The organism is Stenotrophomonas sp. STEN087 (assembly GCF_056759115.1).
On record NZ_JBRRCR010000118.1, the window covers coordinates 1 to 10132 of the forward strand.

Annotated in this window: 10 protein-coding genes; 8 read left to right on the forward strand and 2 right to left on the reverse strand. The window is 67.2% G+C overall.

Annotated elements, in window-relative coordinates:
• Positions 1-233 precede the first annotated feature (233 nt).
• The 4 genes from ACVOK1_RS19225 (at position 234) to ACVOK1_RS19240 (ending at position 2675) form a co-directional block, all read left to right on the forward strand.
• Complete coding sequence (locus ACVOK1_RS19225; protein WP_481562960.1) at positions 234-1241, forward strand: methionine ABC transporter ATP-binding protein; 1008 nt, start codon at positions 234-236, stop codon at positions 1239-1241.
• On the forward strand, positions 1238-1927 hold the full coding sequence (locus ACVOK1_RS19230; RefSeq protein WP_108770061.1) for a methionine ABC transporter permease: 690 nt from the start codon (positions 1238-1240) through the stop codon (positions 1925-1927). The genes ACVOK1_RS19225 and ACVOK1_RS19230 overlap by 4 nt, the downstream gene beginning before the upstream one ends.
• A gap of 159 nt (positions 1928-2086) precedes the next feature.
• A complete protein-coding gene (locus tag ACVOK1_RS19235; RefSeq protein ID WP_481562961.1) occupies positions 2087-2365 on the forward strand; it encodes a type II toxin-antitoxin system RelE/ParE family toxin in 279 nt (92 codons plus the stop codon).
• Positions 2366-2375: 10 nt separating this feature from the next.
• Positions 2376-2675 (forward strand): HigA family addiction module antitoxin, encoded by a 300-nt coding sequence (locus tag ACVOK1_RS19240; protein WP_200752698.1) that lies wholly within the window; start codon positions 2376-2378, stop codon positions 2673-2675.
• A 71-nt stretch (positions 2676-2746) separates the two neighbouring features.
• Here ACVOK1_RS19240 and ACVOK1_RS19245 read toward each other — a convergent pair whose 3' ends face one another.
• The gene (locus ACVOK1_RS19245) at positions 2747-3349 is read right to left on the reverse strand and encodes a lipocalin family protein (RefSeq protein WP_116865473.1); all 603 of its coding nucleotides are present in this window, start codon (positions 3347-3349) and stop codon (positions 2747-2749) included.
• A 125-nt stretch (positions 3350-3474) separates the two neighbouring features.
• On the opposite strand from ACVOK1_RS19245, the gene ACVOK1_RS19250 reads away from it, so the two are divergent.
• Positions 3475-3789, forward strand: a complete 315-nt coding sequence (locus tag ACVOK1_RS19250) for a hypothetical protein (RefSeq protein ID WP_108770059.1) — start codon at positions 3475-3477, stop codon at positions 3787-3789.
• Positions 3790-3858: 69 nt separating this feature from the next.
• On the forward strand, positions 3859-5955 hold the full coding sequence (locus tag ACVOK1_RS19255) for a prolyl oligopeptidase family serine peptidase (RefSeq protein ID WP_481562962.1): 2097 nt from the start codon (positions 3859-3861) through the stop codon (positions 5953-5955).
• Positions 5956-6068: 113 nt separating this feature from the next.
• On the opposite strand, the gene ACVOK1_RS19260 is transcribed toward ACVOK1_RS19255, so the two are convergent.
• Positions 6069-7256 carry a pyridoxal phosphate-dependent aminotransferase gene (locus ACVOK1_RS19260; protein ID WP_481562963.1) on the reverse strand — a complete coding sequence of 396 codons (1188 nt, stop codon included), beginning with the start codon at positions 7254-7256 and terminating at the stop codon, positions 6069-6071.
• Positions 7257-7445: 189 nt separating this feature from the next.
• Here ACVOK1_RS19260 and ACVOK1_RS19265 point away from each other — a divergent pair, with 189 nt between their 5' ends.
• Positions 7446-9557 (forward strand): S9 family peptidase, encoded by a 2112-nt coding sequence (locus tag ACVOK1_RS19265; protein ID WP_481562964.1) that lies wholly within the window; start codon positions 7446-7448, stop codon positions 9555-9557.
• A 54-nt stretch (positions 9558-9611) separates the two neighbouring features.
• The gene (locus ACVOK1_RS19270; protein ID WP_481562965.1) at positions 9612-10031 is read left to right on the forward strand and encodes a YbaN family protein; all 420 of its coding nucleotides are present in this window, start codon (positions 9612-9614) and stop codon (positions 10029-10031) included.
• Positions 10032-10132 lie beyond the last annotated feature (101 nt).

Consider the following 10132-nt stretch of genomic DNA (forward strand, 5'->3'; position numbering starts at 1 on the left):
CGCGGGGGGCTGCCCCCGGGGGGCGGGGGGGGGGGGGGGGGGGGGGCCGCCCCCCGGGGGGGCTGCCCCCCGGGGGGGGGGACCCCCGCTGGGGCTGGGACCCCCACCGTCATCCCCGGTACACGCGGCTTAGAACCAAAAGGAATAACATTCTGGCCCAAGGCGCAGGCGCGCAACCGCCGGCGCTGGTAGGCTGCACGCCCCTTCCATCGCCCTGCCGGTGAGCCACGCCCGTGATCGAGTTCCAGCGCCTGCACAAATCCTATGCCGTTGCCGGCCGCCAAGTGAGCGCGCTGCAACCGCTGGACCTGACCATCGAGGCCGGCGAAGTGTTCGGCATCATCGGCCATTCCGGCGCGGGCAAGTCGACCCTGATCCGCATGATCAACCGCCTGGAAGAACGCAGCGGCGGGCGCCTGCTGATCGGCGGCGAGGACATCACCGCGCTGGATGCCGACGGGCTGCGCGCGCTGCGCCGGCGCATCGGCATGATCTTCCAGCACTTCAACCTGCTGTCCTCGCGCACCGTGGCCGGCAACGTCGCCTTCCCGCTGGAACTGGGCGGCATGGCCAGGGCCGAGATCGACGCGCGCGTGGCCGAGCTGCTGCAGACCGTCGGCCTGCAGGACCACGCGGCGAAGTATCCGGCGCAGCTGTCCGGCGGCCAGAAGCAGCGCGTGGGCATCGCCCGTGCGCTGGCCACCCGCCCCCAGATCCTGCTGTGCGACGAAGCCACCAGTGCGCTCGATCCGCAGACCACGGCCTCGGTGCTGTCGCTGCTGTCGAAGATCAACCGCGAGCTGGGCCTGACCATCGTGCTGATCACCCATGAGATGGATGTGATCCGCCGCGTCTGCGACCGAGTGGCCGTGCTCGATGCGGGTGAGCTGGTGGAAACCGGCCCGGTCACCCAGGTCTTCCTGCACCCGCAGCACCCGACCACGCGCCGTTTCGTCAGCGAATCGGAGCATGTGGACGAGGGCACGCTGCACCGCGATTTCGACGTGGTCGGCGGCCGCATCGTGCGCCTGACCTTCCTCGGCGGCGATACCTACGAACCGCTGCTGGGCAGCGTGGCGCGGCAGACCGGCGTCGACTACAACATCCTCTCCGGGCGCATCGACCGGATCAAGGACACCCCGTATGGCCAGCTGGTGGTCGCCCTGGTGGGCGGTGACCAGTCCGCCGCGCAGGCCGCGTTCGTGGCCGCCGGCGTGCACGTTGAGGAACTGCGTCGATGATCGTCGCTACTGCTGAAGGCTTCTTCCGCCATCTGGATGCGGACAAGTGGGTGGATATCGGCAAGGCCACCATCGAGACGCTGCTGATGATGGCCGGCTCGCTTCCGCTGACCCTGGCCATCGGCCTGCCGATGGGCGTGCTGCTGTACGTGTTCGGCGCGCCGCAGATGAAGCGTCGTCCGTTTGCCTACGGCGTACTGGCGATCGTGGTGAACCTGCTGCGTTCGGTGCCCTTCATCATCCTGATGGTGGTGCTGATTCCGGTGTCGCTGTGGCTGATGGGCCAGTCGATCGGCGTGCTCGGCACGCTGCCGGCGCTGGTGATCGGTGCGGCGCCGTTCTATGCGCGCCTGGTCGAGACCGCGCTGCGCGAAGTGGACCGTGGCGTGGTCGAGGCCGCGCAGTCGATGGGTGCCACCACCTGGCAGCTGGTCACCCGGGTGCTGCTGCCTGAAGCGCGGCCGGGCCTGATTGCCGCCGCCACGGTCACCACCGTCGCCCTGGTCGGCTTCACCGCCATGGGCGGCGCGATCGGTTCGGGCGGCCTGGGCGACCTGGCGCTGCGCGAAGGCTACCAGCGCAACCGCACCGACGTGGCCCTGGTCACCGTGGTGGTGCTGCTGATCCTGGTGCAGCTGCTGCAGATGCTTGGCGACCGCCTGGTCGCGCATTACACCCGCAAGTAACCCGGTGCCGGGCGTCGCCCGCATCGTTCGGGTAGCGCCGGACCATGCCCGGCGGCGGCATGACGCAATCGATCCATTGAAAACCTGAATCACCGAACCGGGACTGGCAGCACATCCAGTTGCTTGGTATATTCCGCGTGACGTAATACGTTTTACGGAATGATCCGGTCCTTCCGTTGCAAGTACACCCGCGCCTTGTTTGAAGGCCACTGCGTGCGCGCTTGGCTGCCGATTCGACGCGCAGCCGAGCGCAAGCTGCAGATGCTTGACTCGGCACAGACGCTGGCGTTCCTGCGTAGTCCGCCTGGCAACCGGTTGGAGGCACTGGCTGGCGACCGCAAAGGGCAGCACAGCCTGCGCATCAACGATCAGTGGCGGCTGTGTTTCATCTGGACCGACAGCGGTCCGCAATCCGTGGAAATCGTTGACTACCACTGAGGCATTCGCCATGAAGCCAATCGACAATCGCCTGCGGGCCATCCATCCCGGCGAGATCCTGCGCGAAGAGTTCCTCTCCCCACTGGCCTTGAGCGTGAACGCGTTGGCGAGGGCACTGGATGTTCCGGCCACCCGCCTGCATGCCATCGTCCATGGCGAACGCGCGATCACCGCCGATACTGCTGCCCGGCTGGCGCGCCATTTCGGCGGTGATGCCGCATCGTGGCTGGCGCTGCAGGCGACTTACGACCTGAAGACGCTGCCCACGCTTGGCGAGATCGAGCGCCGCGTGCAGCCGCGGGCGGCATAAGGCACGTCACGTACGCCGGTCATGGCCCGGTATAGTTCGGGTAGCGCCGGGCCATGCCCGGCGACGCTTTCTCAGCGCACGTTCGGGACTTCGTAGCCCAGCTTGCCGACCTGGTCGGCGTGCTGCGGCACGCGCTTGAGCTTGTCGGTGTTCACGCCGTACTCGTCGCGCAGGCGCTCGGCCAGCTCTTTGTACAGCGCCTTGTCCATGTCCGGCTGGCGCGAGAAGATCCAGGCCATTTCCCGTCCCGGGTAGCCGATCATCGCCCACGAATAGTCCGGGGCGACTTCCAGCACGCGCGAATGGGTCGGCACGATCCGGTAGAACCAGGTGCGCCAGGCGTGGTTGCCGCTGTCGGCGTCGACGCTGGCACGTGCACGCACTTCCTGCTGCGGCGCACCGAAGCCATCGCGGTAGCGGTAGACGATGCCCACCTTGTTGTCTTCGCGCAGCGTGTACTCGTTGACGCTGGCCACGTGGCCGCGTTCGATGAAGTTCGGCACGCGGCCGATCACGTACCAGGTACCCATGAAGCGCTGCAGATCGATCGGCGCACCATATTCGGAGGCCCCCGATGCGCTGGCGCGCGGCGACGGCGGGTCGCTGGCGGCCAGCGCGGGGCCTCCAAGGGACAGAGCCAGCAACACGGCGCAGAACGGGCGGATCGAGGACATGCGGGAGCGAACTCCATTGGGTGCCCAAGCATGGTCGACTGTGTGTGCTCGATCCGTCAATGGTGTCGCAGCTCCTGAGAAGGCGGCGCGCCAAGCTGGGCATCATCGAATCGTCGAGAACGCCCATGAACGCTCGCTCTTCCCGTCGCAACCCTGCTGAACGCGACAGCTTCGCCTCCGACCGCCGCCTGCTGCGCAGCGTGCAGCAGCTGGCCTTGGCCGGGCTCGCGCTGGTGCTGGTGTGGCCGGCGGCACGCGGCAGCAGTGTCTGGCTGGGCTGGCTGCCGCTATGGCTGGTGGGCATGCCGGTGGCGGCCTGGTGGGCGCTGCTGGGCTGCCCGTTGCCGCTGCGGGCCTGGCTGCGCCGGTTGCGCCAGCCGGGCGTGCAGGCCAGGCGCCTGCCGGCACGGGCGCGGCGCGCGCGTACCGCTGCGGCCTGACCTTCGACACGGGGGCGGCCCCGGGGATCCGTGCTAGCGTTCCAGCGCTTATGACTGCCTGGAACCGCAATGTCACGATTCGCTTCCGCCTGCCTGCTGGCCGGCATGATGACCGCTGCTTCGGTGGGGACCGCCGTGGCTGCTGAAGAAACCGACCGTTACGCCTGGCTGGAGGACGTCACCGGCGACAAGCCGCTGTCCTGGGTCAAGGAACAGAATGCCAAGTCCGAGGGTCGCCTGGCGCAGACCCCGGCCTTCAAGCAGATGGAAGCCAGCATCCGCGAGGTGCTCGATTCGGACGCCAAGATTCCCGGCGTGCAGAAGATCGGCGACTATTACTACAACTTCTGGAAGGACCAGCAGCACGAGCGCGGCCTGTGGCGCCGCACCACCCTGGCCGAGTACCGCAAGGCCTCGCCGCAGTGGGAAACCGTGCTCGATCTGGATGCACTGAACAAGGCCGAGGGCGAAAACTGGGTCTGGCACGGCGCCGACTGCCTGCGCCCGGACTACAGCCGCTGCCTGATCGCGCTGTCGCGCGGCGGCGCCGATGCCGATGTCACCCGCGAATTCGACCTGGCCAACAAGACCTGGATCAAGGACGGCTTCTTCCGCCCCGAATCCAAGGGCGGTCTGGGCTGGATCGACCGTGATTCGGTGTTCGTCTACACCGATTTCGGTGCCGGTTCGATGACCACCTCCGGCTACCCGCGCGTGGCCAAGCTGTGGAAGCGCGGCACGCCGCTGGCCTCGGCCAGCGTGGTCTACGAAGGCAAGCCGGAAGACATGTACATCGCGGCGATGCACGATGACACCCCGGGCTTCGAGCGCAATCTGGTCAGCCGTACGCTGGCCTTCTACAACAACGAGCTGTACCTGCGCGCCGACAATGGCACGCTGACCAAGATCGACGCGCCGAACTCGGCCGAGAAGGGCCTGCACAAGCAGTGGCTGACCCTGGAACTGCGCGACCCGTGGACCGTGGGCGGCAAGACCTACGCCTCCGGCTCGCTGCTGGCGACAAAGCTCGACGATTTCCTGGCCGGCAAGCGTGATTTCGAAGTCCTGTTCACCCCGACCGCGACCACCTCGCTGGCCGGTGCCACCTGGACCAAGAGCCACCTTGTGCTGAACGTGCTCGACGACGTCAAGAACCGCCTGTCGGTGCTGACCCCGGGTGCCAACGGCTGGCAGAAGAGTGAGTTCGTCGGTGCGCCGGCCTTCGGCACCCTGGCCGTGGGCGCAGTGGACAGCAACGACAGCGATGCGGTGTGGCTGACCGCCACCGATTACCTGACCCCGACCACTCTGGCCCTGGCCGACGTCGGCAAGGCCCCGGAAACGCTGAAGACCATGCCGGCCTTCTTCGATGCCGAGGGCAAGGTGATCGAGCAGCACTTCGCCACCAGCAAGGACGGCACCCGCGTGCCGTACTTCGTGGTGCACGACAAGGCGATGAAGCTGGACGGTTCCAACCCGACCCTGCTGTACGGCTACGGTGGCTTCGAGATCTCGCTGACCCCGAGCTACTCCGGTGGCATGGGCCGCGCCTGGCTGGAGAAGGGCGGCGTGTACGTGGTCGCCAACATCCGTGGCGGTGGCGAGTACGGCCCGCGCTGGCACCAGGCGGCGCTGAAGCAGAACCGTCACAAGGCCTATGAAGACATGGCCGCGGTCGCGCAGGATCTGGTCACCCGCAAGATCACCACGGCCAAGCACCTGGGTGTGCAGGGCGGCAGCAACGGTGGCCTGCTCACCGGCAACATGCTCACCCAGTACCCGGAACTGTTCGGTGCGGTGGTGGTGCAGGTGCCGCTGCTGGACATGAAGCGCTACAGCCACCTGCTGGCCGGTGCCTCGTGGATGGCCGAGTACGGCAACCCGGACACCAGCGACTGGGAGTTCATCAAGACCTTCTCGCCGTACCACCTGTTCGACGCGAAGAAGACCTACCCGCCGGTGCTGTTCACCACCTCCACCCGCGATGACCGCGTGCATCCGGGCCACGCCCGCAAGATGGCGGCGAAGATGATCGACGCCGGCAAGGACGTGACCTACTACGAGAACATCGAAGGTGGCCACGGCGGCGCAGCCAACAACGCGCAGGCCGCACACATGTCGGCCCTGGCCTACAGCTTCCTGTGGGAGCGCTTGGGCGGCAAGTAAGCAGAACGGAAAACGCCGCCCTCGGGCGGCGTTTTTCGTTGGGTTCCGCGCATCCACGCATGGCGTGGATCTACCAGTAAAGCCACGCCACGCGTGGATGTCGTTCGCGCCGGTCAGGCGCCCCAGCTTTTCAACCCGCGCGCAATCCGCTCCACCGCCTCCTGCAGCCGCGGCACTTCCTGCGTATACGCCAGGCGCACATGCTGGTTGGCGCGGTGGAAGCCGAAATCCAGGCCCGGGGTGAATGCCACGTGCTCGGTTTCCAGGAAGTGCGCGCAGAACGCCTGCGCATCGTCGGTGAACGCACTGACGTCGGCGTACAGATAGAACGCACCCTGCGGCTCCACCTCGATGCGGAAGCCCAGCTCGCGCAGGGCCGGCAGCAGGAAATCGCGGCGCTGGCGGAACGCTTCGCGGCGCTGTTCGAAGATCGCCATCGATTCCTCGCTGAAACAGGCGAGGGCGGCATGCTGGGCGATGCTCGACGCGCTGATGTACAGGTTCTGCGCCAGCTTCTCCAGATCGGGCACCGCCGCCGGCGGCGCCACCAGCCAGCCCAACCGCCAGCCGGTCATGCCGAAGTACTTGGAGAAACTGTTCAGCACGAAGGCGCTGTCATCCACCTGCAGCACGCTGGGTGCATCCAGGCCGTAGGTCAGGCCGTGGTAGATCTCGTCCACCACCAGGTGGCCGCCGCGCGCATGCAGCGAGGTCGACAGCGCGGCCAGTTCATCGGCCGACAGCACGGTACCGGTGGGGTTGGCCGGTGAAGCGACCAGCGCACCGACGCTGTCGGCATTCCAGTGCTGTTCCACCAGCGACGGGGTCAGCTGGTAGGCGGTGTCGGGGCCGACCGGCACCAGCTGCGCGCCGCCTTCCACCAGGCGCAGGAAGTGGCGGTTGCAGGGATAGCCGGGGTCGGCCAGCAGCCAGTGCCGGCCCGGATCGACCAGCAGGCTGCTGGCCAGCAGCAGTGCGCCGGAACCACCGGGGGTGACCAGGATGCGCTCGGGATCGATGTCCAGGCCGTAGTGGCTGCGGTAGAGACCGCTGATCGCCTGGCGCAGGGCCGGCAGGCCGCGCGCGGCGGTATAGCGGGTATGGCCGGCCGCCAGTGCGGCCTGGCCGGCGCGCACGACCGGTTCGGCGGTGGTGAAGTCCGGTTCGCCGATCTCCAGATGGATCACGTCGTGGCCGGCCTGTTCCAGCGCCTGCGCGCGGGCCAGCAGGGACATCACGTGGAACGGGGCGATTTCATGGCTGCGCCGGCTGTAGCCCGGCGTGTGGGGCAGGGTGCTCATGCCGCCATGGTACGCCGCGCCCGGGGTCGGATCCCTTTTGCCTGCAAAAGGGCTCTGACCCCGGCAAGGTCGCGGTAATGCCGGCAGGCATGGCCACCATGACGATCCGCAGGGTTGCCCACCGTCCTTCCGCAACCCAGACTCGGGCGCAAGGACGCCATTGCATTGCCCCTCAAGGAGCCCTATCTCATGAAATCCACCCTCTGCCTGTTGCTTGCCAGCCTGATGACCAGCACCGTTACCGCCGCCACCCCGCCCGTTCCGCCGGATGCCGCCAAGCACCCGCACGAGGTCAAGGCGCCGTTCGGCGCCACCCGCAACGACGACTATTACTGGCTGCGCGACGACAAGCGCGAGAACAAGGACATGCTGGCCTACCTGCAGGCCGAGAATGCCTACACCGACCAGCTGCTGGCGCCGCTGAAGCCGCTCGAAGACACCCTGTACAAGGAAATCGTCGGCCGCATCAAGCAGGATGATTCCAGCGTGCCGGCGCGCGAGCGCGGCTACTGGTACTACAGCCGCTACGAGACCGGCCAGGACTACCCCATCCACGCGCGCCGCAAGGGCAGCATGGAGGCGGCCGAGGAAATCCTGCTGGACGTCAACGCGATGGCCGCCGGCAAGGGCTATTTCAGCGTCGGCGCGATGGAAGTCAGCCAGGACAACCAGCTGCTGGCCTGGGCCGACGATGATGTCGGCCGCCGCCAGTACACCATCCGCTTCAAGGACCTGGCCACCGGCAAGGTGCTGCCTGACGTCATCACCGGCAGCTCCGGCAACCTGGTCTGGGCCGACGACAACCGCACCGTGCTGTACGTCGAGAACGATCCGGAAACCCTGCTGACCGTGCGGGTGAAGAAGCACGTGCTGGGCACCCCGGCCAGCGCCGACACCGTCGTCTACGAAGAGAAGGACGACAGCTTCTACATGGGCATCGGCCGCACCCGCGACGATCGCTTCATCACCATCGGCGTGCACAGCACCGTGTCCTCGGAAGAGCGCTACGCGCCGGCCAGCGACCCGACCACGTTCACCGTGCTGGCCCCGCGCCAGCGTGACGTCGAGTACGACGCCGACCACTACGACGGCCGCTGGGTGATCCGCACCAACGATGGGGCGAAGAACTTCAAGCTGGTCACCGCGCCCACCGATGCCAGTTCGCGTGCGCAGTGGAAGGACTGGATCGCGCACGACGATGCGGTGTTCATCGAAGGCTTCGAGCTGTTCGACAGCTACACCGCCATCGCCGAACGTTCCGAAGGCCTGGAGCGCATCCGCCTGCTGTTCAAGGATGGCCGCAGCGACTACGTGAAGGCCGACGAGCCGGCGTATTCGATGGGCCTCGGCGACAACACCGAGGCCGACACGCCGTGGCTGCGCTACGTCTACACCTCGATGACCACCCCGACCACCGTGTTCGAACTGAACACCGCCACCGGCGAGCGTCGCCAGCTGAAGGTGCAGCCGGTCATCGGCTATGACGCCTCGAAATACGAAACCGACCGCGTCTGGATCACCGCGCGCGACGGGGTGAAGGTGCCGGTGTCGCTGGTCTACCGCAAGGGCTACCAGAAGGATGGCAAGGGCGCGCTGTTCCAGTACGCCTACGGCAGCTACGGCATGTCGATGGACCCGTATTTCAACCAGACCGCGGTGAGCCTGCTCGACCGTGGCGTGGTCTACGCCATCGCGCACATCCGTGGCGGCCAGGAAATGGGCCGCGACTGGTACGAGAACGGCAAGCTGCTGCACAAGCAGAACACCTTCAACGACTTCATCGACGTCACCCGTGGCCTGGTGGCGCAGGGCTGGGCGGCCAAGGATCGCGTCGCCGCCTCCGGTGGCAGCGCCGGTGGCCTGCTGATGGGCGCGGTGGCCAACCAGGCGCCGCAGGATTACCGGGTGATGGTGGCGCAGGTGCCGTTCGTCGACGTGGTCACCACCATGCTCGACCCGACCATTCCGCTGACCACCAACGAGTACGACGAGTGGGGCAACCCGGAGCAGAAGCAGTACTACGACTACATGCTGTCCTACTCGCCCTACGACAACGTCAAGCAGCAGGCCTATCCGTCGCTGTTCGTGGGCACCGGCCTGTGGGATTCGCAGGTGCAGTACTGGGAACCGGCCAAATGGGTGGCCAAGCTGCGTGACGACAACACCGGCCACTACCCGATCGTGTTCCGCACGAACATGGAAGCCGGCCACGGCGGCAAGTCCGGGCGCTTCCAGCGGTACCGCGAACTCTCCGAGTCGTATGCGTTCGTGCTGCAGCAGCTGGGCATCGTCCAGCCGTGATCGCGACAGGGTGCCGGGCACTGCCTGGTACCCTGAACCGGTATCCTTGCGGCCATGACCGCGCCCGCGCCACCGCCTCCGGATGACACGCCGCCGCCGCGCGTGGTGCGTTTCCGCTGGGCGTGGTGGCTGCTGGCCTATGCCAGCCTCGGCACCGGCATCGTCGGCATCTTCGTGCCGGGCCTGCCGACCACCGTATTCATCCTGATTTCGGCCTGGGCCGCCTCGCGCGGCTCCGAGCGCCTGCACACCTGGCTGCTGCAGCACCCGCGGTTCGGCCCGGCCATCGCCAACTGGCAGGCGCACGGTGCGGTCAGCCGCTACGGCAAGTGGATGGCCACGATCACCATGGCCGCGTGCGCCGGCATCATGCTGTGGTGCGTGCCGATCGCCTGGGTGAAGTGGTTTTCCATCGGCAGCATGACCGTGGTGGCGATCTGGCTGTGGACACGGCCGCTGCCGCCGCCGGAATAACGTCTCCGCCGGGCATGGGCCCGCGCATACAGGGGTGGACCGGTGCGGTAGCCCCCGGCCCAGCCCCGCCGCTAGGGTGGCCCCCCCCACACACACGCCAA